At 61.6% G+C, this 24228-nt stretch carries 17 protein-coding genes; 7 read left to right on the forward strand and 10 right to left on the reverse strand.

The window, feature by feature from the left end; all coding sequences use genetic code 11:
- The first annotated feature begins 97 nt into the window (after nucleotides 1-97).
- From ABWW33_RS14160 to ABWW33_RS14180, 5 genes are all read left to right on the forward strand, one after another.
- Nucleotides 98-1378, forward strand: a complete 1281-nt coding sequence (locus tag ABWW33_RS14160) for an NHLP bacteriocin system secretion protein (protein ID WP_353402315.1) — start codon at nucleotides 98-100, stop codon at nucleotides 1376-1378.
- A gap of 103 nt (nucleotides 1379-1481) precedes the next feature.
- Nucleotides 1482-2510, forward strand: coding sequence for an alpha/beta hydrolase (locus ABWW33_RS14165; RefSeq protein ID WP_353402316.1), 1029 nt, complete (start codon nucleotides 1482-1484; stop codon nucleotides 2508-2510).
- Nucleotides 2511-2757: 247 nt separating this feature from the next.
- Nucleotides 2758-3207 carry a hypothetical protein gene (locus ABWW33_RS14170; RefSeq protein ID WP_353402318.1) on the forward strand — a complete coding sequence of 150 codons (450 nt, stop codon included), beginning with the start codon at nucleotides 2758-2760 and terminating at the stop codon, nucleotides 3205-3207.
- A gap of 73 nt (nucleotides 3208-3280) precedes the next feature.
- A complete protein-coding gene (locus ABWW33_RS14175) occupies nucleotides 3281-4621 on the forward strand; it encodes an NHL repeat-containing protein (RefSeq protein ID WP_353402320.1) in 1341 nt (446 codons plus the stop codon).
- A 401-nt stretch (nucleotides 4622-5022) separates the two neighbouring features.
- Nucleotides 5023-5448 carry a hypothetical protein gene (locus tag ABWW33_RS14180; RefSeq protein WP_353402322.1) on the forward strand — a complete coding sequence of 142 codons (426 nt, stop codon included), beginning with the start codon at nucleotides 5023-5025 and terminating at the stop codon, nucleotides 5446-5448.
- Between the two features lie 596 nt (nucleotides 5449-6044).
- Here ABWW33_RS14180 and ABWW33_RS14185 read toward each other — a convergent pair.
- Nucleotides 6045-7724: a phosphodiester glycosidase family protein gene (locus tag ABWW33_RS14185; RefSeq protein ID WP_353402324.1), complete on the reverse strand. Its 1680-nt coding sequence runs from the start codon at nucleotides 7722-7724 to the stop codon at nucleotides 6045-6047.
- A gap of 524 nt (nucleotides 7725-8248) precedes the next feature.
- Between ABWW33_RS14185 and ABWW33_RS14190 the strand changes: the two genes are divergently transcribed.
- Entirely contained in the window at nucleotides 8249-8575 is a 327-nt protein-coding gene (locus ABWW33_RS14190) for a hypothetical protein (protein WP_353402326.1), read from the forward strand.
- 108 nt (nucleotides 8576-8683) lie between these two features.
- Here the strand turns inward: ABWW33_RS14190 and ABWW33_RS14195 are convergent, their stop codons facing one another.
- From ABWW33_RS14195 to ABWW33_RS14215, 5 genes are read right to left on the reverse strand one after another with little or no spacing between them, the layout of a single operon-like run.
- On the reverse strand, nucleotides 8684-10213 hold the full coding sequence (locus ABWW33_RS14195; RefSeq protein WP_353402328.1) for a TolC family protein: 1530 nt from the start codon (nucleotides 10211-10213) through the stop codon (nucleotides 8684-8686).
- 3 nt (nucleotides 10214-10216) lie between these two features.
- Nucleotides 10217-10747, reverse strand: a complete 531-nt coding sequence (locus ABWW33_RS14200; protein ID WP_353402329.1) for a cyclic nucleotide-binding domain-containing protein — start codon at nucleotides 10745-10747, stop codon at nucleotides 10217-10219.
- Nucleotides 10740-13625, reverse strand: a complete 2886-nt coding sequence (locus tag ABWW33_RS14205) for an NHLP bacteriocin export ABC transporter permease/ATPase subunit (protein WP_353402331.1) — start codon at nucleotides 13623-13625, stop codon at nucleotides 10740-10742. The genes ABWW33_RS14200 and ABWW33_RS14205 overlap by 8 nt, the downstream gene beginning before the upstream one ends.
- Nucleotides 13622-15796 carry an NHLP family bacteriocin export ABC transporter peptidase/permease/ATPase subunit gene (locus ABWW33_RS14210; protein WP_353402332.1) on the reverse strand — a complete coding sequence of 725 codons (2175 nt, stop codon included), beginning with the start codon at nucleotides 15794-15796 and terminating at the stop codon, nucleotides 13622-13624. The genes ABWW33_RS14205 and ABWW33_RS14210 overlap by 4 nt, the downstream gene beginning before the upstream one ends.
- 1 nt (nucleotide 15797) lies before the next feature.
- Entirely contained in the window at nucleotides 15798-17048 is a 1251-nt protein-coding gene (locus ABWW33_RS14215) for an NHLP bacteriocin system secretion protein (RefSeq protein ID WP_353402334.1), read from the reverse strand.
- A 203-nt stretch (nucleotides 17049-17251) separates the two neighbouring features.
- Here ABWW33_RS14215 and ABWW33_RS14220 point away from each other — a divergent pair, with 203 nt between their 5' ends.
- Nucleotides 17252-18640, forward strand: a complete 1389-nt coding sequence (locus ABWW33_RS14220; RefSeq protein WP_353402336.1) for an arginase family protein — start codon at nucleotides 17252-17254, stop codon at nucleotides 18638-18640.
- Between the two features lie 34 nt (nucleotides 18641-18674).
- Here ABWW33_RS14220 and ABWW33_RS14225 read toward each other — a convergent pair whose 3' ends face one another.
- From ABWW33_RS14225 to ABWW33_RS14240, 4 genes are all read right to left on the reverse strand, one after another.
- Complete coding sequence (locus ABWW33_RS14225) at nucleotides 18675-19478, reverse strand: substrate-binding periplasmic protein (protein WP_353402337.1); 804 nt, start codon at nucleotides 19476-19478, stop codon at nucleotides 18675-18677.
- A 330-nt stretch (nucleotides 19479-19808) separates the two neighbouring features.
- A complete protein-coding gene (locus tag ABWW33_RS14230; protein ID WP_353402339.1) occupies nucleotides 19809-21494 on the reverse strand; it encodes a methyl-accepting chemotaxis protein in 1686 nt (561 codons plus the stop codon).
- Nucleotides 21495-21654: 160 nt separating this feature from the next.
- Complete coding sequence (gene fabI, locus ABWW33_RS14235; RefSeq protein WP_353402341.1) at nucleotides 21655-22446, reverse strand: enoyl-ACP reductase FabI; 792 nt, start codon at nucleotides 22444-22446, stop codon at nucleotides 21655-21657.
- Between the two features lie 215 nt (nucleotides 22447-22661).
- A complete protein-coding gene (locus tag ABWW33_RS14240; RefSeq protein ID WP_353402342.1) occupies nucleotides 22662-24050 on the reverse strand; it encodes a transglycosylase SLT domain-containing protein in 1389 nt (462 codons plus the stop codon).
- Between the last annotated feature and the right edge of the window lie 178 nt (nucleotides 24051-24228).

Consider the following 24228-nt stretch of genomic DNA (forward strand, 5'->3'; position numbering starts at 1 on the left):
ACCACCAGGTTGGCGGTACGCTCATTGCAGCGACAGGCGGTACTATACCGTAGTTTGTTCATCTTGTATAGGCCAGTTCCGAATTATAATTACGTTCATGAAAGAACACCAAGATTTCCCCGCCAAATTGCCCGACTCGCTGCGCGGCTTCGACCATCACGTGGCGCGCGTCAGCTGGACGGCCTGGGCCAACCTGGCCGGGCTGGGGCTGGTCATCGGCGTGGTGATCCTGTGGAGCGTGTTCGGCGACATCCCCACGCGGGTGGCCGGCAGCTGCATCATCATGCATCCGCAGGGCGTCAGCGACGTCACGGCGGACATGGCGGGGCAGATCACCGAACTGCTGGTGCAGCCGGGCGCCATGGTCGAGGCGGGGCAGGAAGTTGCTGTGGTAGCAACTCCAGAGCTGTCCGAGAAGATCGCCAACGCGCGCGTCAAGCTGGCCGACGTGGAGGCCGTGGCCAAGGTGGCGCACACCGAGGCGCAGCGCAGCCAGCGCCTGAACGGTGACAGCATGGCCGAGCAGCGCGGCGCACTGGCGCTGCGGCTGGAATCGGACCGCAAGCGTATCCGCATCCTGGAGCAGCAGATGGAACTGGACCAGCGCCTGCGCGCCGACGGCCTGATCACCGCGCGGGCGGCGGCGCAAACACCACTGGACCTGGCCGATGCGCGCGCCGGGCTGGAGGACACGCAGCGCAAGCTGGCGGAATTGGACAAGCGCACCACCGACTACGAGCGGGTGGCCGGCGGCAGCCGGTCCAAGCTGGATTTGCAGCTCAACGAGGCGCGGCGTGAGCTGGCTGGGCTGGAGGCGCAGAGCCAGTCGGTGACGCGCCTGCGCAGCCAGGTGGCGGGCCGGGTGGTGGAGATCAAGGCGTCCGTCAACAGCGCGGTGCGGCGCGATACGCCGGTGGTCAGCATCGAGCGGGTGGACGGCGGCGGCAATGGCGGCGGGCTGGAAGCGGTGATGTATGTGTCGGCCTCGGACGGCAAGAAGATCGCGGCCAACGACCAGGTCGAACTGGTGCCCGGTCACGCGCGCAAGGAGGAGCATGGCGTGCTGCGTGCCAGCGTCAAATCGACGTCGGCCTATCCCGCCACGCCGCAGGGCTTGATGAACACGATTACCAATCCGGAGCTGATGCGCGAACTGGCGCATGGCACGGCCACGTATGCGGTGCGCATCGCGCTGGCGCAGAATCCAGCGCCGGACGCCGAGGCGCGCAATCCTTATCTGTGGTCGGCGGCGGCGGGCAGCTCGTTACCGGTGTCCAGCGGCTCACTGTGCCAGGGCGAGATACTGGTGCACCACGAGCGGCCCATCAGCCTGGTGCTGCCGATCTTCCGCAGCACTGTCAGCGGCCACGGCGGTTGATGCAACCAGCCGGTACGTGACAATCTGCGTACTTTGACGCTCCGGCGAGATGCTATCCTCCGCGCATCCGGCCGGATCTCTGGCGTTAAAGACAAGGTTGCTCATGAATGTGCGAGGTGTGCTGTTTGCTCTTGGTTTATTGTTCCTGACCCGGCCAGATGAAAAGTCTCGACAAGCTGCGCGGCCCTTGCGAGCTCAGTTCCAAAGCATGCAGAAACGCACCATCTTCTCGTTTCTGTTTGTTCTATTGATCAGCAACGTTCCGGCTCAAGCTGAGACCTGGCAACCATCGCCGGGTCAGGTGCAGATTCCGATCTGGCCTGGCGCGGTACCTGATGCGATATCCTCCCCGAAGGCAGAGTCTGTCGGCCCTATGACCGGACACGGAGGGTGGACCCAGGCTACCGATGTCAGCCAGCCGACCATGACGGTGTATGCGGCCAAGGGCCAGAATACTGGGGCAGCGATAGTGGTATTTCCTGGTGGAGGTTTCAGGGTCCTGGCCATGGATTTGGAGGGTACTGAAATCTGCGATTGGCTGACGTCGCGCGGCATTAGCTGCGTGCTGCTCAAGTACCGCGTTCCCAATGGCAATCACCATTGGGATGAAAAATGCCAGTGCTCTATTACGCCTAAGGTCCCGCGCGCGCTGCAGGACGCGCAAAGGACCATCAGGCTTGTCCGATCCAGGGCCAAGGAACTGGACATCAATCCTGGCAAAATTGGCGTGATCGGTTTTTCGGCAGGCGGTTATCTGGTTGCGCAGACCAGCAACGTTTTCGCGCTGACCTACAAGCCAGTCGATGCAGTGGACAAGTTGAGCAGCCGCCCTGACTTTGCGGTGGCGCTTTATCCGGGCCACCTGTGTCGTTCCGGTGGCACACTCGATCCGAGCATTCGCGTCACAGAGAAAACGCCGCCAACATTTTTGCTGCAAGCTTGGGATGACCCCGTCGACCCCATCTGCAACAGTACGCTTTATGCGCGGGCGCTTGATCGTGCGGGCGTGCCGGCGGAGGTGCATCTCTTTGCCAAGGGCGGACACGCCTTCGGCCTCAGGGATAAAGAACATCCCGTTTCGTCCTGGCCATCGCTGGTTGAAAACTGGCTCAAGGAAATCGGGATGCTATAGGCGAGTCACCGTGGGAGTTGGCCGCAGGGATGAACGTGTCTGCCGCCAAGTGCAGCTTGTTTGTGTTCCGAGTCGTCACATTAACTTCTTTGTGTTGCCAGCTTTTGTAGACAAACGGGGTCGACTGGACGTGACAATATGTGATCTTTTCACTTGAGCAAGATGCTATCCTGTTCCGTCCGACCGTCTCCGGCCAGTAGCGACATTGACTTTGAAAAAATCTGATACTTATAGGGTTATGTCTACGATGGAAGCTTCTGCAACTGCCCCTACGGCGGTGGGTACGGATTCTCGGCGTGTTTCTATTTATTCTGCGGGAGGACTGGGATGGGGAGGCTTTTTCGGTGGCCCGCTAGCAATGGCATATTTAATCTATCGTGATCTGATTTCGCTTGGTCGAGCCGACCTTTTTTTAAAAGTCGCGATGTGGTTTATTCCGTTCATTGTTTTCTGGCTGTATTGCTTGTTTAGCTTCCCTCCAGATCTTATTTCACAATGGACTCTCTATCTGCCGCAAGCCGTTCTTTGGTGGATCGTTGCACGTCATCTATTCGTGGAGATTCATCGCGCACACAAGGACAGTGATGGCTCCTTCAACTCTAGATGGCAAGCCGTTCGCTTTGGCTTCTTAGTTTTCTTGGGATTAAAGCTTACTTTTTTCATCGCCGAGGAACTGAAGGCACTATGGTTGTGGTAGTTCGGGAACCGGCCAAAGACAGACATCTCTATTGCGCAAGGTGCGCAGATATTTATTGTGAATTGATGAATTTATGAAACGAATTGTATTCTCTGCAGCTGCCATTATTCTCTTGAGCATGCTGCTATCTGCTTGCGGTGGCGGAAGTGACACCTCGCCGCCCAGCACATTCTCTTTAGCGAGCAGCATCAGTAATCTGACCGCATCGGGGCTGGTCCTGTCGAATGGAACGGATACGATTTCCGTCGTGCCCGGAGCCAACAGCGTCACGTTTCCGACAAAACTCCTCAGTGGCACCTCCTACAATGTGAGCATCGCCAGTCAACCACAAGGGTTTACGGACATTTGCGTCCTGAATAATGGCGCTGGTACTGTGAGCAATTCTAACGTCACAAATATCGCGGTGTCATGCCATGCAGCTAAGGCGATGGTTACCACGTTTGCCGGTAGCGGCGTTATGGGAAGCAATGACGGGATAGGGACTGCGGCGAGTTTTAATTCCCCTGGACGTCTCGCAGTAGACGCCTTAGGGAACGTGTACGTGCCTGATTCCGGCAACAATCTGATCCGAAAAATTACACCTGCAGGTATTGTTACTACGCTGGCGGGGAGCGGCGCGCCAGGCAACAAAGACGGCACCGGTACCGCTGCCAGCTTTAATAATCCAGGTGGCGTTGCAGTCGATAAATCTGGCAACGTCTATGTGGCCGATTCGCGCAACAATTTGATCCGTAAGATCACACCCGGCGGAGTGGTTACGACCCTAGCCGGCGACGGAAGTTATAACAGCGCAAACGGTATGGGCGCGGCCGCCAGTTTCGCTTTCCCTACTGACGTCTCGGTCGACGCTGCCGGCAATGTTTATGTCGCTGACGCATCCAATAATATGATCCGCAAAGTTACCCCGACAGGTTTGGTTACGACATATGCAGGCAGTGGCAGCCCGGATAGGCCGGTGTTTGGCAATGGACCTGCGTATGCAGCAGCATTCGAATTTCCGGACAGCGTTATCGTCGATGCCGTGGGTAACGTTTATGTGACCGATGCGCTTAACAATTCAATTCGAGAGGTTACGGCGGCTGGGATAGTCACCTCTCTTGCGGGGGACATCTATGGCAAGAGCGGCAGCGCTGACGGTGCGGGGACCGCAGCTACTTTCCTCGCGCCTAATGCGGTTGCCGTCGATACGTCTGGTAACGTCTACGTGGTGGATTCTGGCAATAGGTTGATCCGCAAGATCGATGCAAGGGGAATGGTGACGACCATTGCAGGCAATCCTAGCAACAGTGATATCGATGGCATCGGTATCGCCGCCAGTTTCCGTAATCCTGCGGGCATGGCGCTGGATTCCGCAGGCAACATTTACATATCCGATTCAGAAAGCCATTTGATACGTAAAATTAGCGCGCAGTAATGTGAGCATGTGTATCCTGTCCAGAGGCAGGCGGCTAAGAGTGGCCAGCTGTAGCAGACCAGTCATTCAGCCGCATGCGGCACCGGAGCAGAACGAGGCACCAACCGGTATTGGCAATGCACGTGCTGATACTGAGAAAGGTGATGCGAAGGTGGACACTTCAGCCTCTAGTGAATGTGCTGAAGGCATAGAGGGAAAGCCTTCAGAGTGCTCGAGTTCTGATTGCGCTAGTAGCATGCCTGCATCACAGAAGTGTCAGCAGAAACGCGCGCCTCAAAACGAGCTTTACTGAGCGCAGTAAAGCCGGGCACCAGCAAAGAATTTCATTCGACACAAGGGGCTCACAACGGCCACAAGCGGCCAGGCATCTTGTTTGACGGATTAAGGAAACGATTGCTCTCATGATTGTTGAAAATGTGGTGGCCGAGCTTGATGCTTTCGTTCCGGTTGACGAAGTCGATAATGTCGGACGCCTTCACGAAATCCTTGATTGCTTGCAGTCGCTTGCTCCCGAATTGCGTACACCGGCAGTGCCGGCGACGCTCTCTCTGATCGAGCGTCACCCGAACGCCGAGCTAGGTTCGCCGGGACCACTTGTCCATGAACTGGAGTCAATTCCTGGGTATGAATCTTTTCTCAGAGATTCAGTGCTGAGGCAACCAGCAGACCTAAACGTTTGGATGGTGAATCGAATTTTGAATGCCGAGGTTTCGCAGGATGTACGCGTGGGCTGGCTCTCCGTGATGAACCAAGTCCTCAAGCATTCGCGTGCCTCAAAGGAAGTGCAACAAATGGTGGCTGATTTCCTTGAGCATCAGCACTCATAGTCGGCCGACAACGGCCAGAAGCTGCCGGTCACTACAAACACAACTTGAAAAGAGACCTAATTTTGTTCGCACGTATACGCCTCAAGCTGAGAACCAGATAGCTTTCGCTTGGAACGGCAAACATGCAAATGAGTTTGTCGATTCGAATATGCAGTTTCGGCAGGAAGTGTGTAGTTATTTTGAAGATGACAGAGAAACGTTTTAATTGCCTTTAATTGCAGCACTGTTCAAAGCGGAGACTCTTTTTGCGAAAGAAGCGTGGGAGCGAACAGCATTGTATAGTAGCTCAGACTGCCCTAACGCGCGCTGTCATATGAGTCAGAGTTCTGAGAGTCCGTTACCATCTGCGGGTCTCTTACTTTCCAGCCGCACTCACCTCTACTACCGACATCCGGCTTCTGAATTAGACAATGGAGCATTTATGCTTTTATCGCAATTTGGCTTTGCAAGCGAATCTTTACCAACATGATTGTAGGCGTTTACCAGTTACTCCGTCGTCGCGATAGCGTAGCAGCGCCGACCAGAGTTTGAGGGTACACAGGATCGCCGCCGCTGTTTCGGACTTGTGCTACATCGTACAGTAATCGTCCAAGAAATTACCTGTTAAACCAGATTTTTATAGAATATGCGATACGCCGCATATTTCCATACTTCAATCTAGCTAAGCCAGTTAATGGGTTCACTAAAGTGGGACCAAACGTCATCGCCGTGCTCGGTCCACCGTCTAATCTAATTGCATTTCTGATATTTAAGGATTTAAAAACCTCACATAAGCTCGCAGCACTTGTTTCGCCACCAGATGTCGAGGAAATTAAAACTATTCGTCCATTGGTTTCGCCGAGGGCCGACCATCTATTTCTTAATCCATCGGTAGTGCAGACGCCATCTCTTACAATCGATGTAGAAGAACTTATTACAAAATCATTTACATAATAATTATTTATCGCGGCATTATCTGTCCACTGCGCACTTAAGGTCCCACCCGTGAAGGTTAATACCCTCTTGTTCCCTTGTGAAACACCAGATGTGTAGTTCACCCCTATCTGATTGTTGTTGTATTTTACATATCCGCTTGGCCTACCTGTTTGACCATCGGCAGTTCCCTCGTCGCCAGCCCAATAAAACCCGTTGACCGTCATCGTGGACTTACTTAAAAAATCTGAATCGACAATCGGTTTAAGATTCATAACTTCGGGATATTTTTGAGAATAAGCAAGCCCATAGGTTACAGGAGACTTGCTTAACTCAATTACACCAATGTGAATGTAAGGCTCACTCTGTTCACACCAGTTAACATTAAGCGTGCCGTTTATTTGAAGCATGTTGGTTATTGTATTCTGATTTGTTGGATTTGCTATTGTTACGGAGCAGGGGGTTACCGTGCCCGTAGCGAGGGCTTCTATTGACGGTTTAGCGGAAGCATCATCTTTCACCTGCGAAAAATTCAAATTTCCTGTTTTATTAAATTTCCTTGTGAGCGGAGTATTCGTGCTCTCTAAGATGGACTTCTGCGCTGCGTCGGGAACAAGTGGGGGCGTCTGAGGAGGCACTAATGTTGATCTTGCTTTAAACGCTGTCGTTGATGTTACGGTGAATTCTTTTTTTGTATTTATATATGGATAGATGTCGATGCTTGGGCGGAAATTCCCAACGTCACGGACGGCAACACTAAAGATTTGCGGGCTGTCGGTAGATCCTTCAGGAATTTTTAGCGTCACGCCATGTGGAAGACTAACGGTAGAGGAAAAGCTTGGATCGTAATATACAGCCTGTGCGGTACTATCCATTAAAGTAGAGGTGGCTCGTGTCGGAACATACACCACGTTGTTTCGCGACATCGATTTTTTAAGCAAAACTAAAATGTCCGCACCCTGAAATCCTTTTTCAAGACTCAAAGTTGAAGGGAGCTCAATTCGACCAGAGATTATTTTTTGACCGGCCACCTCTCCAAAAAATATTGTTCTTATATCGCCATATGGAACTGCGGAATCAAATACTATTGTCGCAGTACCAAATTCTGTGGATTTTGCCGAAATGTAGGTCTTAGGCGTAGGCCTGAAACAGGCAGTTGAAGAGCAAAATATTAGATCACCAATCTTTAAGTTATCTTCTTTTATCGAACTGTCACTCGAAACGGATAGACGCAGCCTTGTGACGTCGGCCGAACTTTTTTCAGCTGTCGGGTAGTCAGGAACGGGCGTAGGTTGGAACGGGTAAGTCGTCGCTTGGGCGACAGAAGAAAAAATTGCTAATGTAAATATCGGAATCGAGATCATTGAAATCCTACGCATATTAAGCCCATTAATTTAGGTTGAAAAGTACATCCAGGAAACTATTATTTCAGAAAATTCGTTTCTGATGACAACACAGAAACGAAATAAATTATATCAGCCGTTTAAATATAAAAATGCGCAAATTGTAACGTTGCCTAAGTTGTATTTTCCACAAAGCTGACCGGGAGCCGGATGGATCCGCTCTGGCACTTACGTGAAGGCGGAGCAGTGCTGAAGGTGCGGGTACTCTATGCCTGAGTATCTTGACGTCTACATGGCTGGAGCTAGGTGCGGCGTGGATGCCTTCATGGAGAGTGGCAACATTACGTTGTCGAAGCCTCGATCCCAGGAAATTCTTGATACATGCCTTGCCAATGCAACCGCTACCGGCGGCAATGGGAAACAATGGAGGGGGCTGGCAGAGCGCTTCTCTTTTCTCCTTACGAAGTGAGCATTGAGGGCTGATCCGGCCAAAACCAGACAACGCAGTAACGCCCTCATGGCTCCCCTCTAATTTTATAAATCTAATGCCATATTTTGAAAATTCCGAAAAAGAATGGATTCATTTTCTAAGTGATGAAGCGGAGCGCGATATAATATTTCTTTGGCATATTACAGGGGCAAAATTTGGCGGGCCGACGTACTCGGAGAAAGAGTTGTCGATGGCAATTGAGCCCGTTACGAACGCTCTGATTGTTGCCGGAAGTACGGTAGGCTTCGGCGATCCCGACAAGGCCGATTGGAAGGAAGATAGGGATTTGCTAAATGCGAAAAATCCGGGAGCTGCAATCGCGGCTAGACGGGTAGCGGATTCAAAAGAAAGTGAATTTCTTGCGTTTGCTCGTCGGTCGTAAATCAAATAGTCTTCATCGAGTTTTTAAACAAGGCTAGGAAGGCGACAGGCGGCTTTGGGGCGGAAGCCGACTGTCGTTTTGAGGCAATGTGTTTAGCCTACCAGATCGTCAGGGACGGATTGCTTCCAGTTCCACCGTCATCGTACCGTCCGGTGCGGTCCGCAACAGGGCGCCGCTCTCGTACAGGATCTGTGCGCGGGCCAGCGCGTAGGCTTGCTGGTACTGCAGCCGCGCCAGGATGGCGTTGTTCAGGCGGTCCTCCACATTCAGCACGTCGATCAGCGTGGCGCTGCCCAACTGGCGCTTGGTGATCGTGTCCTTCAGCGCACTGCGGTAGCGCTCTATCGTCTGCTCCGATGCGCGCAACTGCGCGACGTAGCTGTTGTAGCCCAGGTAGGCCGCTTCCACATTGCCCAGCACCGTTTGTTCCAGCACGCTGCGGCGCAGGCGGGCGCTGTCGGTGTTGGCGGCGGCCAGCCGCAGCGCGCCATTGTTGGCGGAATTCTCGACAGGCCATTGCACCGATAACTTGGCGGCGACGCCGGGACCGCTGCGGTGCACGGTCGGATCGAAGGCGGCCGACAAGGGACGCGTGCCTTCGCGCAGGCCGGCGTAGTAGGCCGACAGATCGAGGTCGGCCACCGGCTTGTTGTTGCTGCGGGCCGCTTCCAGCCGTTCCGCCATGGCCTGCTCACGCAGACGCAGCGCGGCGATGTCGGCGCGCCGTTCCAGTGCGTGCGGCCCCAATGCTTCGAGGCCGGCGCCGGCGGCGCGTTCCGGCAGCAGTTCGGACGGCTGCGGCAGCGTCTCGGTTTCCAGCGCGCCCATGCCGTACAGACGTCCCAGCGCATAGCGGCCGTCGCGGGCGCGCTGCTGGGCGCCGATGCGGGCCGTTTCGCGCTCGGTCATGGCGGCGGTCAGCAGGTTCAGTTCCGACGGCGGCAGTTCGTCCTCGGCCACCATCTTCTCGGTTTCGCGGCGCAGCTGCCGCATGCGGGTCTCGGCGCTCTGCGCGACGTCGGCGGCGGCCACGCGCGAGGCCCAGTCCCAATAAGCCTGTACCACACTGAGCACCGAGCGCGCCACTACTTGTTCGGTATCGCGCTTTGCTGCGGCGGCTTCCAGTTCGGTGGCTTTGCGGGTGGCCAGCTGGTCGCGGCCAGGATTTTTCTGCAGCGGCACGCGCACCGTGAAGGTCAGCTTGTCGCTGCTCTGGCGCGGGATGTTCTGCGCTTCCTGCACGTTGTCGGCGGAGCGGGTGAGGGCGTAGACGCCGCTCAGCTGGATGCCGGAGTCGAGCTGGCGCGAGGCTCCGAAGCTCAGCGTGTTGGCGTTGATCAGTTGGTCGGTGCCGGCGGCCAGCGCCTTGGCGCGTTCGTCGGCGCGCAGCGGGCGCTCGTCGCGGCTGGCGCCTATCGCGCCGCTGGTGACCAGGTCGAACGGCGCGCGGCTGCCCTGTGCGATGCCGGCGGCCGCGCTTTCGTTGTAGCGTTGCAGTTCGATGTCCGGACTGCGTTCGAGCGCGAGGTTGATCGCCGCGCGCAGGTCCAGCACCGCTGGCGCAACGGATTGCGCGACAGCCGTCGGCGCGGTGCAGGCGAGCAGCGTGGCAATGGCGATATGGATCAAGCGCTTCACGTGCTAGCTCGCCAGGCGTTTCAGCATGCGGTCGAAGCGCGCGCCGGCCAGGTACAGCTTGTCGACCAGCTCTTCGTTGATTTCTTCCAGCTGCGGCTTGGACGGATCCGGCACGGCGCTGCCGTAGCCGAAGCGGCGCGTGGTGTGGCGGATGCGGTCGGACATGAACACCGACAGAGCACGATAGAAGCGCGCGGCGAAGGGCGCGTCGGCTTCCAGCTTCTCGCGCAGCAGCGTGTTGGGCAGCCGCAGAGCCACCGCGCCTTCACCGGCGCGCACCGCCGCCGTGGTGCGTGCCGGATCGACCAGCGACATCTCGCCTATGATCTCGCCGCTGCCCAGCTCCACGATCAAGTCGCCGCCGCCGGTCAGCACGGAGAAGCTGCCGTCGAGGACGAAGTAGACGCTGTCTACGCGGCTGTCGAAGGCGATCAGCTCCGTGCCGGCGGGATAGCTGACACGTTCGCCGTAATTGGCCAGCCAGTCGACGTCTTCGTCCAGCAGCTCGCTGAGGATGAACAGGACCTTACGCATTGTGGGTATCAACCTTTTCGATATCTTGTGTGTCCATGAACTGGTCGCGCACCATAGCCTTGAACAGGCCGTCCTGCGCCGTCAATTCGCGGTAGTTGCCGCGTTCGACGATGCGGCCCTGGTCGATCACGACGATCTGGTCGGCCTCGGTCAGCGCCGTCAGGCGGTGGGCGATGACGATGCGCGTGACGCGCATGCGCGCCAGGTTGTTCATCACGCGGGCTTGCGCCGGGCCGTCCAGCAGGCTGGTGGCCTCGTCGAGGAACAGCACCGGCGGCTTGCGCACCAGGGCGCGCGCGATCAGGATGCGTTGGCGTTGGCCGGCCGACAGCGTGTTGACGCCGACGCCGATCACTGTGTACATGCCCATCGGCAGGGCGCGGATGTCGTCGTCGACCGCCGCCGCCTCGGCCGCCGCCCAGGCGTCTTCGAGCGATGCACCTGAGTCGCCGACGATGTTGCCGAGGATGTCGCCGGCCAGCAGCCGCGTGTCCTGCAGCACCACGCCGAACTGGCGCCGCAGCTTGCGCAGGTGTAGATCGGCCAGGTCCTTGTCGTCGAACAGGATGGAGCCTGCGCTGGGCTTCTCGAAGCCCAGCAACAGCCGCATCAGGGTCGACTTGCCGGAACCGGACGCGCCGACGATGGCGATGAAGTCGCCCGGCCGCGCGCTCAGCGACACTTCGTGCAGCACCGGCGGCCCACCGGCGTAGCAGAAACTGACCTTGTTCACCTCCACCATGCCGGTCAGCTGGCCCGGGCTGGCCTTGCCTTTTTCGACTTCCGGCACGGTGTCGAGAATGGGCTTGGCCTTGAAGTAGGCTCCGTTGACAGCCACCACGCTGATCAGCGTTTCGCACAGGCTGACCACGCCGTGGAACACGCCTCCGAACGCGGCGAAGAAGCCGACGAATTCGCCGGCGGAGAGTTTTTGCGCACCGCCGCCGTTCATCATGTAGCCGGCGGCGGCAAACAGGAACAGCACGGCGAGGTGGTCGAGCGAACGGAAAAACACGGATTCGATGACGACCAGCTTGGCTTGGCCGACGTTGGGCACCTCGCCCAGCGCGTGCTCGCGGGTCCACAGCGCGAAGGCGCGGCCCTCGGCGCCCGCCACGCGGAGCTTGCCCACGCCTTGTATCATCTGCAGCACCAGCGTGGCCAGGTTGCGCGGCGAGTCCGGCGCGGCGATGGCGATCCTGACCGACTTGCGTCGGAACCAGATGACGGCGACGGCCGCCACCAGCACCAGCGCCAACGCCAGCAGCGACAAGCTGGCGCTGAACCAGAACAGCACCAGGAAGTTCAGCGCGGAGAAGGCGCCGGCGAAGATGTTGGCCACCGTGCGCGCAGACAGGATGCGTATGACCTTCTGGCAGGCGCGCACGCGCGTCTCGAGATTGCCGACCGAGTATTTGCGATGGAAGCTGGCCGGCATGCGCAGCAGGCGGTCCCACACGGCGGCCTGGATCGCCATGTCCATCTTGTCCTGGATGCGCAGCACCATCAGCGAGCGCACCAGCGAGAACAGCGCCACCGTCATGGTGACGAAGAACAGGCCCAGGCCCATCTGGATCAGCAGGTTGCCCTTGGCCGAGGGGATGATGGAGTCCATCACCCTGGCGCTGGCCAGCGGTACCACCAGGCCCAGCGCGCCGATCACGCCGGCCAGCGCGACCACGGCCGCCATCTCGCTGCCGTAGCCGCGCAGGCCGAAGCGCAGCAGGTCGATTTCCGTCAGCGCCTTGGCCGGCAGAGGGCGGTAGAACACATAGCCGTAAGGTTTGATGCGGGCCGCGCTGGCGGCATCGAGCACGGTGCGTTCGCCGGCGGCGTTGACGGCGACGTAGCCGCGCTTCCAACGTTGCGGCAGCAATGCCAGCGGCTCCTCGGTGGCGGCGTCGAAGGCCAGCAGCGCGCCGCTGTCCATCTGCCACCAGCGCGCGCCCAGCAGAACCTGGCGGCTGCGCAGGCCGTTGGCTTCGGCCAGGTCGGCCGCCGTGTCGTTGTTGCCGCGACCGCGCCGGACTTCCTTCTTGAACTCGACGCCGATCAGGGCGCCGATGTGGCGCGCCACTTGCAGCAGCGGACCGGCTTCGCCGTCCTTGGGGGCGATCCAGTCGGCGTCACCTTCGACCAGGCCGGCGAGGGCGCCGATGCCGGTTTCCATGTCGCCGTCGTCGCGCGCGCGGGTGTCTGCCAGGCGCTGCTCTTCGTTGGCTTCCTCGGTGCAGCGCAGCTCCCACGCCATGACGAACGACAGCCGCCACAGTTTTTCCAGGCAGGCCATGCGGGTGAGGAAGTCGGCCTCGCCGAAGCGGAACACCTCCAGCGCCACGTCTTCCAGCACCGTGAACGACAGTTCGCGCGGCACCGCCAGCAGGTCGCCCGCCTGCAGCGTTTCATGCTCCAGCCCCTCGACCTGCAGGCTACCTTCCAGCACGCGCACCAGCACCAGGGCGGGACTGGCGATGCGCTGGCCGGCGGCGGCCTGGTAGCGGCCGCGCGTGATGGTGTCGTTGACGGGATTGGCGGCCGACGGCATTGGCCAGCAGCCGGCGACGGCGGCGGCACCGTTCAGCCATGCGTCCAGCGGCGCGCTTTCCACTGAGTCTTCGCCGGCCAGCGGCACGCTGCGCGCGGTTCGCGTGAGGAAGGCCAGCGGCTGGTACGTCAGCGAGCCGGCCAGCACGTCGGCGATGGCCGGGATCACCGCCGGTGCGCTCACTTCACCCAGCGGCAGCAGGCCGCGCCCGGGGCTTTGCGACGGCGTGCGGTGCAGCACCAGGCTGATGGCGCCTTCGGTCAACAGCGTTGGCGCAGCCAGCGGACGTGCCTGGCGCGGCAGGCCGTCCTGCTTGTCGGCCCGGTCTCTCATGCTTCCTCCAGTACGCGGCGGCAGGTGCTGTCGCGCTGCGCGTACAGCGTGTCGAACAGGCCTTCTTCGGTGATGGCGCCGCGTTCCAGCACCATCACGCGGTCGCAGGCCTGCAGCGAGAAGCGGCGGTGCGTGATGATGATGGTGGTGCAGCCACGCCGGCGGCAGTTGTCCATAATGCGTGCTTCGGAGGCGGCGTCGATGGAGCTGGTCGATTCGTCGAGCAGCAGGATGCGCGGATTGCCGGCCAGCGCGCGGGCGATGTCGAGCCGCTGCCTCTGGCCGCCGGACAGGTTGCGGCCGTTTTCCTGCATCGGCGTGTCGTAGCCCTTCGGCATGGCCATGATGAAGTCGTGGATCAGCGCATCCTTGGCCGCGCTGACGATCTGCGCTTCGGTCAGGCTGCTGTCCCACAGCGTCAGGTTCTCGCGCACCGTGCCTTCGACGAACTGGATGTCCTGGTCGACGTGGGCGACGGAACTGGCCAGCATCGCGCGCGGATAGTGGAGGCGCGGTTTGCCGTCGAAGCGGATCTCGCCGGCGTCGGGGCTGTACATGCCGGCCACCAGCCGCGCCAGCGTCGACTTGCCGCTGCCGGATGCGCCGATGATGCCGATGCGTTCTCCCGCCACCGCGCTGAAATCGAGCTTGTCGAACAGCGGCTTGTCCTGGGGGCTGTAGGCGAAGCGCAGGCCGCTGAGCTCAAAGGCCCCGGACAGCTTTTGCGACAGGTCCGGATTGTCGGGCGCCGGCGCGGTGGTCAGCGGGTCGACGCTGCAATTGAGGACGTCGTCCAGCCGCTGCAGGTCGCCGCGCAGGCGCTGGACCTTTTCCAGCACGTTGAACAGGTCCGACATCGGCCGCGAGAAGTTGTAGACCAGGCCCTGGTAGGCGATCAGCATACCGATGGTCAGGTAGCCGTCCATCACGCGGAAGCCGCCGATGACCAGGATCAGCGTGGCGTTGAACATCATCAGGAAGGCCGGCACCTGGCTGTACATGGCGCTGCTGGTTTCCATGCGCTGGTTGGCGTTGACCACCAGCGCCTGCTGCGCCATGTGCCTGGTGTAGAAATGGCTGTCGTCGGCGCCGGCCTGCAGCGTCTCCAGCATGGCGATGCCGTTGGAGGCGTTGCCGCGCAGGCGGCCGTCGGCGATGGCGTAGCTGATCGACAGTTCCTGCGTGCGCTTGGCGGCGTAGCGGAAGGCCGCCATGCTGGCGCAGACCATGGTCACGCTGATGCAGGTCAGCAGCACGTCGTAGGTCAGCATCACGGCGACGAAGAAGAAGGCCAGGCCGCCGTTGATCAGCGCCCGCGCCAAGTCGCCCGACACCACCTTGGCCACCGATTCGTTGAGGGCCAGGCGCGAGGCCACCTCGCCCGGCGCGCGCTGCGAAAAATACAGCACCGGCAGATGCAGGATGTGCCAGAAATAGCGGCCGGTCGCGGCCAGCGCCAGCTTGTACTGCAGCCGCAGCAGATGGTATCCCTGCAGCCAGGCCAGGCCCGCCTCCAGCATCGTGCTGAGGAACAGGCCGAGCAGGATGGGCAGGAACCAGCCCATCTGGCTGTCGATCAGGATGCGGTCGACGAATAGCCGCGTGAAGACCGGGATCACCATGCCCGGCACCACCATGAACAGGCCGGCCAGCGCGGCGAAGATCAGCGCCGGGCGGTCGCTGGCCATGCGCGCCAACATGGCTTGCAGCAGGCCGCCGGTGGCGCCGCCGGTCTTGAAGTCGGCGTCCGGCTCGAAGGTCAGCACGACGCCGGTGAAGGCGGCGGCGAAATCGTCGGCGCGCACCTGGCGGCGGCCGCTGGCCGGGTCGTTCAGGTACGCCATGCCGTCGGCGAAGCCTTCGACCACGACGAAGTGGTTGAAGTTCCAGAACACCATGAACGGCATCTTCAGCTTCGGCAGCTCGGCCGCCTCGGTGCTCCAGGCGGTGGCCTGCATGCCGAAGCTGCGGGCGGCGCGCAGCAGGTTGCTGACCTTGGCGCCGTCGCGGCCGACGCCGCAGCGCACGCGCAGCTGCTCCAGCGGCTCGTGGCGGCCGTGGTAGCCGAGGATGATCGCCAGCGCGGCGGCGCCGCATTCCAGCGATTCCATCTGCAGCACCGTCGGCGTGCGCACGACGTTGCGCTGTATGGCTTTGTTCAACAGGCCCATGTCAGCTGGTCCCCGTCAGTTTTTTGATCAGCGGCCAGACAAATTCGATCGGATGCTGTTCGCGCACGACGATCTCGGCGCTGCACATCGACCCGCTGCGCACGTCCGGCGGCTGGCGCGCGGCGCCGGACCAGGCGTAGTTGCCGTCGGGGCGACGCAGCAGCGCGGACTGGATTTGCGTGGTGACGCCGTCGCCGGCCAGTTCCTTGACCACGTCCGGATTGTTGAGGCGCTGGTTGATCGCCTCGCGGCTGGCGGGGAAGGCCGACACGGCGCCGATCTGCGCGCGGATGAAGCCGAACTCCTGGCGCTTGACGTTGGTCGGCGTGATCTCCGCGCTCATGCCTGCCTGCAGCAGCTTGCCGTCGGCGGCGTGGACGAAGATCAGCGCCGACAACGGCGGTGGCAGTTTGCTGCCGTTGCCGCCATTGCCGCCGTTGGCCAACTCGATCGAGGCGATGTCGCCGCCGGCCGGCAGTGCCAGGCCGTTGCGGGTCTTCAGCTCGATGACGGTGCCGGCGTGCGGCGCGCGCACCTGCATCAGTTCGCGCTGCTGGAGCTGCAGTTGCGCCAGTTCGCGCTCCGCCTCGGCCACTTGCAGCGCCAGCTGGCCGGACTCGCCGTTCAGATTGCGCTGTTCCTCCTGCGCCTGGAAGTCCAGCTGCTTGGCGCGGCTTTGCAGGCCGGCCTGCTCGATCGCCAGCTTGTCGACCTGGTCCTGCGCCGACAGCAGCGACTGCCGGGTCGACAGGCCTTGCTCGAACAGGGTCTGTTGCGCCTGCAGGCGTTTGGCCGCCAGTTGCTGGCGCTCGGTCAGCGTGCGCAGGCGTTCGGCCACGGTGGCCTGTTCGCTGGCGACGCCGTTGCGGCCCAGCCGCAGGCTGCGGGCGATGACCGGTGCGGCGGCGTCGCTGCGGCGGCGCAGTTCGGCCAGCCGAGCTTCGGCCTTGCGCAGGCGGGTGTCGAATTCGGGACGGGAGATGGTGGCCAGCAGTTGGCCGGCGGCGACGCTGTCGCCGGGGCGGATGGCGATGCCTTCGACGCGGCCGTCGACGGCGCTGGCGATGTTGTCGACGCCCTGCGGCGACAGCAGCAGGCAGCGGCCCTTGATGCGGGTATCGACGACGCCGAACACCAGCCAGGCGCAGCAGAGCAGCAGCAGGATCAGCGCGCCGGCAACGAAGAGGCGCTTGGGCGGGTGATTTACCGACGGCAAGACATCCGCGCGGTCGGGCGAGATCAAGCGTTCCAACGACGGATTCCGGTTCGCGCCCACGGTACTGTTGTTTACCTAATGACTAAGAGTAAAAGTATAACGTTTTTTCGAGCGGAAAGATATCTCATAAGCAATAACTCGTTGCTCCATTACATCGCTCACCGGCTTGCAGGCAGGCTGCGGGTGAAACCGTTATTATTCCGGCATCGGTTTCGATGTCCATCTTCAGGAGCATTTGCATGAGCAATATCGCACTTTCCATCGTCCAGGCCAGGGTCGGTGATCGCAACGACCTGGCCATCGCAGGCGCCAGGTCGCTGGGCGCGCTGCTGGGCGAGCGGCTGGCGTTGGCGCCCGTGCTGCTCGGCCACCCGCGCCCGGCCATGGGAGCGGACTGGAAAGTGGAGCTGGACGCGGCGCTGCCCGAGCTGACGGCGATAGGCGCGCACTTCAACCTTTTGATGGCGCAGGGCAGGCGCCCGCTGACCGCGTCCAGTCGCTGTTCCGCGTCGCTGGCCACCTTGCCTGCCGTCGCCGCGCACCGGCCGGATGCCTGCGTGGTGTGGTTCGACGCCCATGCGGACCTGAACACGCCGGCCACCACCGGCAGCGGCTACCTGGGCGGGATGGCGCTGTCCGGGCCGCTGGGCTTGTGGGATTCCGGCCTGGGCGCCGGCCTGGCCTTGTCGAACGTGATCCTGGTCGGCCAGCGCGACATCGACCCGGCCGAGCAGGCGCTGATCGACAGCGGGGCGGTCAGGCATATCGCGCCGGGGCCGAACCTGGCCGCCGAACTGCGCGCCGCGGTCGCCGGCCGGCCGGTGTACATCCATCTGGATTGCGACGTGCTCGACCCGGGCATCGTGCCCACCGAATATCGCTGCGATCACGGCCTCAGCCTGGAAGACCTGCATGCGGCGGGCACCGTGCTGGCGGAGGTGGAGATCGTCGGCCTGGAAATCGCGGAGTTTCAAGACGCATGGGAAGCGGGCGGGGCGCCGGTGTCGCCCGGGCCGCTGATCGACAGCCTGGAGCCGGTCATTCGGCGCCTGCTGGCCGACGACTACCTGGCGGCCAGCGACGTAATCGATTTCCACCATCCCGACGTGGCCGCGCTGGCGCGCACCGTGGCGGCGGATACGCCGGAGGCGACGGCGCGCCGCTGCTACGAATGGGTACGCGACCGTATCCAGCACAGCATCGATTTCAAGCGCGACGAGGTCAGCGTCAACGCCTCCGAGGCGCTGGCGCTGGGCACCGGCCTGTGCATCGCCAAGAGCCACCTGCTGGTGGCGCTGCTGCGCGCCAACGGCATCCCGGCGGGCCTGTGCTACCAGCGGCTGACGCTGCGCGACGCCGGCTCGCCGTTTTGTACGCACGCGTTGGTCGCGGTGTGGCTGAAGGAGGGCGGCTGGTACCGCTGCGACGCGCGCGGCAACAAGGCCACCGTCCATTGCGAATTCACGCCGGGCCGCGAGAACCTGGCGTTCCCGGTGGTGACGGACGGCGAGCGGCTGTATCCGCAAGTGTGGGCGCAACCGTGGCCGGACCTGGTGCGGCGCCTGCGCGCGCTGCCATCCATAACTGCGTATTGCGAAACGCCGATCGACGCGCGGATGCCGGCCTGAAATCAAAAACGGCCTGCATGCAGGCCGTTCGAGATCACTTGTGCTTGCCCGGGACGCTGCTGGTCAGGAAGGACATGCCGGTCAGCGCCCAGTCCGGTTCTCGATTGTAGGAACGGAAAATTTTCTCAAATTCACCGTCGCGCACCAGGCTTTGCATCGCCCGCTGGATGCGCTCGCGGTCGGCCTGCGGCATTCTTTTGTTGAGGTAGACGCCGACAGGTATGGCCTCCATTCCCGCCAGTTCGTCGATCTGTAGGCGGTCCGAGACGCCGGTGCGCTCGGCGGCGTCGAGCAGGACGGCCGGAAAGACCAGGGCGGCCGAGGTGCGACCCGCCACCAGCTTGCGCAGCACGGTTTCCGGGTCCGGCGAACTATCGATGCGCGCCTGCATCGCAGGTTGTTTCAGCAGCTGGTCGTATGCGGGGCCGAAACTATAGCCCCGTATCGTGTCGATCGTCAGCTTGCCGGAAATGAAGGCGGAGATCGTCATCGGCCCCGGCGCGCGCTCGCGCATCGACACCAGCATCGCCCGCACCTGGTGGGTCTGGACGAAATCGCCCGCGTCGTCCCGTTCTGGAGTGCGGGTGACGGCGGCCATCAGGTCGATGCTGGCGGCCCTGAACAGATGATGGGCGCGGGCGCGCGGTACGACGATATATTCGATCTTGCAGCCGGAGCGCAGCGAGACCAGGTCGAAGACGTCGCGGACGACACCGGTGACCTCGCCGGCGCTGGAAATCATCATGCTGCGCCCGATCGGACTGGCGGCGGCGGTCAGTGGACGCGAGCATGCCGCGGCAGGCGCATCGGCGGCCAGGGCCAGGCTGGTGGCGGGCAATACGGTCAGCAGCCAGGCGATAGCTGCGGCGCGGGAGGGCAGCGCCTTATAGCGCGCAGGACTGCATGGTGAAGTGGCGCGTAGGCGGCTGTGCATCATTGTTGAGGTAAGCACTGGAATTGCTATCTTACCCCTGTCCGGCGGTCGGATAAACTGATTTCGGCTTGCGGAGTTGTTTGCGCACGGTGTCAGTGCCGACAAAGGGACACGGACGGAGCAGTAATGCCGTCAAGGCGCAACGCTGAGTGAAAATTGCGGCCGGCTGCGCGCGCCACCTCGATATCGGCCTGTCTCGATGCGTCGCCGAGCCGCCGGCGGACGCCTGCGCCGTCACAGTCCTGTTCGGCGCGACGACGTCATTTGCTGCGTGATGGCCACCGGCGCCGGCCGCCTGGCCTCGGGACGGGGCCGGACCAGCGGTTTCACCTCCGCCGTCGAGCGCGCGACCGCAGGCTGAGCGCTCAGTTTGAACACGCTGACCACCTGCGCCAGCTCGCTGGCCTGGTCGTGCAGCGAGTGGGCCGCCGCGCCGGCTTCCTCCACCAGCGCGGCGTTTTGCTGCGTCGCCTGGTCCATCTGACTGACGGCCTGGCCGATCTGCGCGATGCCCGAGGTCTGCTCCTCGGTGGCCGAGGAGATTTCTCCCATGATGTCGGTCACGCGCTGGACGCTGGCGACGATCTCGGACATGGTCGCGCCGGCCTGATCGACCAGCCTGGCGCCGGCGTCGACCTGCTGCACCGAGTCGTCGATCAGGGCCTTGATTTCCTTGGCGGCCGCCGCGCTGCGCTGGGCCAGGTTGCGCACTTCGGTCGCCACGACGGCAAAGCCGCGTCCCTGTTCGCCGGCGCGCGCCGCTTCCACGGCCGCGTTCAGCGCCAGGATGTTGGTCTGGAAGGCGATGCCGTCGATTACGCCGATGATGTCGGCGATCTTGCGCGACGAATTGTTGATCGAGCCCATGGTGTCGACTACCTGGGCCACCACGGCGCCGCCCTTGGCCGCCACGTCGGACGCGGACACCGCCATCGCGTTGGCCCGCCGCGTGTTTTCAGCGTTGCGGTGCACGGTGTCGTTGAGCGCCTCGATCGAGGTGGCGGTTTCCTCCAGCGAGCCGGCTTGCTGCTCGGTGCGGGACGACAGATCGAGGTTGCCGGAGGCGATCTGGCCAGAGGCGGAGGCGATGGCGTCGGTGCCCTGGCGCGCCTGGGTGACGATCTGGGCCAGCTTGTCGCGCATGTCGCGCATCGCGTGCAGCAGGCTCGATTCATCGCCGGCGGCCGTTTCCACTTCGACCGTCAGATCGCCGGCCGCGATGCGGTTGGCGATCTCGGCGGCCAGCGCCGGCTCGCCGCCCAGTTGCCTGCGCAGGCCGCGCGTGATGATCTCCGTCACGACCACGCTGGCGGCCAGGGCGGCCGCCAAAATCAAGGCGCTCTGCCAGGCGGCGGTGGCGATGCGTTCGCGCGCCGACGCCTCGTCGGTTTCGGAGCGCTTGGTGGCCATCTGAACCAGTTGGTCGATGACCTTGCGGTGCGTTTCATAGAGGCTGCCCAGCTGCGTCATCGCCGCCGCGGCGGCATCCTTGTCCTGCTTCATCAGCGCGGGGATATACGTGTCGAACGCGGTCTGATAGAACGCCATCGCAGGCTCGTGCGCCCGCTCCAGCATGGTTTGTTTCAGTTCGGGTTCCAGCGGCTGCTGGGTCCAGTAGGCATGCCGCGTATCGTAGTCGTTCTTGAGTTCCTTCAGTCGCTCCGCCAGCTTCTGCTGCGCGCCTCTGTCCTCGGTGGCCGCCATTTGCAGGCATACCATATAGGATTCGATGATGTATTCCGGCGGAGGAAGGATGTCGGCGATCAAGTCCTTGCTTTGCACGATGCGGTCGTAGATCGGCCCGTTGACCTTGATTTCACTGAGGATCTTGAACGACCAGCTTCCGTAGATCGCGAAGCCGGCCACGAAACAGCCGATTAATACGAAAAAACGCGTCTTGACGTTCAATCTCTCCAGCATGCTGCGCCTCCTTCGGTGAACTTACGTATTTGTTGAAGAATAGCAAAGAAATCGCGTCGATGGCAGCGGTTGAGGCTGAGATGACTGTAAGGATATCCTTACCCGTGGTTAACAAAAAAAGGCGCCCGCAGGCGCCTTGGATGCGATACGGCGTACGCGGTCAGGTGTAGTCTTCCGCGTTCAGGCCCATGACGTGCGAGAAGCCGCCGTCGACGTAGGTGATTTCGCCGGTGATGCCCGAGGCCAGGTCCGACAGCATGAAGGCGGCGGTGTTGCCCACTTCTTCGATGGTGACGTTGCGGCGCAGCGGCGCGTGCGACGAGGCAAAGCCCAGCAGCTTGCCGAAGTCCTTGATGCCGGAGGCGGCCAGGGTCTTGATCGGGCCGGCGGAGATGCCGTTGGCGCGAATGCCCAGCTTGCCCAGGTTTTCCGCCAGGTAGCGTACCGACGCTTCCAGCGACGCCTTGGCCAGGCCCATGGTGTTGTAGTAAGGGATGGCACGGACCGCGCCCAGGTAGGACAGGGTCAGCAGCGACGAGCCTTCCTTCAGCAGCGGCAGCGCGGCCTTGGCCATCGCCGGGAAGCTGTAGGCCGAGATGTCGTGGGCGATGCGGAAGTTCTCGCGGCTCAGGCCGTCCAGGAACTCGCCGGCGATGGCTTCGCGCGGCGCGAAGCCGATCGCGTGCACCAGGCCGTCCAGCTGCGACCAGCTCTTGCCCAGGTCGGCGAACAGCGCGTCGATCTGTTCGTCGCTGCCGACGTCGCAGTCATACACCAGGTTGCTGCCGAATTCGGCGGCGAATTCGGTGATGCGGTCTTTGAAGCGTTCGCCGACGTAGGTGAACGCCAGTTCGGCGCCTTCGCGATGGCAGGCCTTGGCGATACCGTAAGCGATGGAACGGTTCGACAGCAAACCAGTGATGAGGATTTTTTTGCCTTGCAAGAACGCCATAGTGACTCCGATTGCAACTGCGCGCCCGGGCTTGCCTTAGTGGATTGCTAAGCTGGCTGGCGACGTCAGTGGGGTTGTTGTTAGTGTGAGAGGCCCGTTGCCGGCCGCTGCAAGACCAAGATTGTAGGGCGACTGAGCCGCGACTGCAACCTTTGATCGCAGCCGCCACCCCGGTTCCGCGCGCGCCGACGGCGGCGGCGCGGGCTCAGCGGGGGTCAGTTGTCTTTCTTGTGGCGGGATTTGCCCTTGGCGGCGTCGCGCGACACGTGGGCCTTGACCAGCGCCACAGGGCTGGATTTGGCGGATTTGCCGCCCTTGGCCAGCTTGTAGCCCGATTTGCCGGTGGTGCGCTCGCGCTCGGCTTCAAACGCGACCGTGGCGTTGCGTTCGACTTCCGGCGAGATGTCGACGCTGGCCGAGGTGGAGATTTTCGGCACCAGGATCGTCGAGCCGGCCTTCAGCAGCGATTTCTGCGGAATGTTGTTGGCCTGGCGCAGCACTTCCGGCGTGGTGTGGAAGCGCGACGCCAGGGTGCCGATGCTTTCGCGGGCGCTGGTGATCTTGTGCGTGGTCCAGGTCGACAGTTCCTTACCCCATTGCGCCAGGTTCAGGTGGAACTTGTCGGCGTTTTCCTTCGGCAGCAGGATCTTGGTCTGTTCGTCGCCGGTGATGACCGGGCGCTTGAACTGCGGGTTCAGCGCCTTGAACTCGTCGACCGACAGCTCGGCCAGGTGGGCGGCGATGGTCAGGTCGATGTCGCTGGTCTTGTCGACGGCGGTGAAGTAGGGGGTGTTGTCGATGGCCGGCAGGCTCAGGCCGAACTGGGCCGGATTGGCGATGATGTTCTTCACCGCCTGCAGCTTGGGCACGTAGTTGCGGGTTTCGGCCGGCATCAGCTCGGCCAGGCTTTCGAAATCGGTCGGCTTGCCGGCGGCCTGGTTGCGCTTGATGGCTTTCTGCACCGAGCCTTCGCCCCAGTTGTAGGCGGCCAGCGCCAGTTGCCAGTCGCCGAACATGTCATACAGGCGCTGCAGGTAGGTCAGGGCGGCGTCGGTCGAGGCCAGGATGCCGCGGCGCTCGTCCTTGAAGGCGTCCTGCTTCAAGTTGAAATCGCGGCCGGTGCCCGGCACAAACTGCCACATGCCGGCCGCGTTGGCGCTCGACAGCGCTTGCGGGTTGAACGCGGACTCGATGAACGGCAGCAGCGCCAGCTCGGTCGGCATGCCGCGCTTTTCCAGTTCGGTGACGACGTGGAACAGGTAGCGCGAGGCGCGCGCCGTGGTGCGGGCGATGTAGTCGGGACGGGTGGCGTACCAGGTCACGTGCTTGCCGACCAGCTCGTTATTAATATCCGGAATGGCGTAGCCGCTGCGGATGCGGCCCCACACGTCTTTCTCGCGGAAAGCATCATCGTCGGCAAGCTTTGCCGGTTTGTTGATTTTCAGGGAGGAAACGTCGAGGGCGGGAGGTTTGGGCAGGGGAGACAGCGGCGTGGTCGCCGCCGGCGGCAGCTCCAGCGCCATATCGCGGGCCTGGCTGATCGCCGGCGCCATCAGCGCCAGCAGTGCCGCCAAGGCCGCGGATTTAGGAATTCGTGCTTGCATAGTTTTCCATTGTTGCCGAAGGTGAAACATCGGACGGACCATGAATAAACGTGGAGTGTACGAAGGTCGCCCGGTCGAGTCAAGGAATATGTCAGGCGGATGACTAATTCTTTTATGCAATAATTCTATGTAAATAAGGCTCAGATCGCTGCATATTGGCTGAAGTATGAGATAGCGC

The sequence above is a fragment of the Duganella hordei genome (assembly GCF_040369125.1).
Taxonomy (GTDB): domain Bacteria; phylum Pseudomonadota; class Gammaproteobacteria; order Burkholderiales; family Burkholderiaceae_D; genus Rugamonas; species Rugamonas hordei.

Bases quoted from the DNA above. Each gene is read 5' to 3' on its own strand.
- ABWW33_RS14160 (WP_353402315.1), top strand. From the start codon at position 98: ATGAAAGAACACCAAGATTTCCCCGCCAAATTGCCCGACTCGCTGCGC.
- ABWW33_RS14165 (WP_353402316.1), top strand. From the start codon at position 1,482: ATGAATGTGCGAGGTGTGCTGTTTGCTCTTGGTTTATTGTTCCTGACC.
- ABWW33_RS14170 (WP_353402318.1), top strand. From the start codon at position 2,758: ATGGAAGCTTCTGCAACTGCCCCTACGGCGGTGGGTACGGATTCTCGG.
- ABWW33_RS14175 (WP_353402320.1), top strand. From the start codon at position 3,281: ATGAAACGAATTGTATTCTCTGCAGCTGCCATTATTCTCTTGAGCATG.
- ABWW33_RS14180 (WP_353402322.1), top strand. From the start codon at position 5,023: ATGATTGTTGAAAATGTGGTGGCCGAGCTTGATGCTTTCGTTCCGGTT.
- ABWW33_RS14185 (WP_353402324.1), bottom strand. From the start codon at position 7,724: ATGATCTCGATTCCGATATTTACATTAGCAATTTTTTCTTCTGTCGCC.
- ABWW33_RS14190 (WP_353402326.1), top strand. From the start codon at position 8,249: ATGCCATATTTTGAAAATTCCGAAAAAGAATGGATTCATTTTCTAAGT.
- ABWW33_RS14200 (WP_353402329.1), bottom strand. From the start codon at position 10,747: ATGCGTAAGGTCCTGTTCATCCTCAGCGAGCTGCTGGACGAAGACGTC.
- ABWW33_RS14205 (WP_353402331.1), bottom strand. From the start codon at position 13,625: ATGAGAGACCGGGCCGACAAGCAGGACGGCCTGCCGCGCCAGGCACGT.
- ABWW33_RS14210 (WP_353402332.1), bottom strand. From the start codon at position 15,796: ATGGGCCTGTTGAACAAAGCCATACAGCGCAACGTCGTGCGCACGCCG.
- ABWW33_RS14220 (WP_353402336.1), top strand. From the start codon at position 17,252: ATGAGCAATATCGCACTTTCCATCGTCCAGGCCAGGGTCGGTGATCGC.
- ABWW33_RS14230 (WP_353402339.1), bottom strand. From the start codon at position 21,494: ATGCTGGAGAGATTGAACGTCAAGACGCGTTTTTTCGTATTAATCGGC.
- fabI (WP_353402341.1), bottom strand. From the start codon at position 22,446: ATGGCGTTCTTGCAAGGCAAAAAAATCCTCATCACTGGTTTGCTGTCG.
- ABWW33_RS14240 (WP_353402342.1), bottom strand. From the start codon at position 24,050: ATGCAAGCACGAATTCCTAAATCCGCGGCCTTGGCGGCACTGCTGGCG.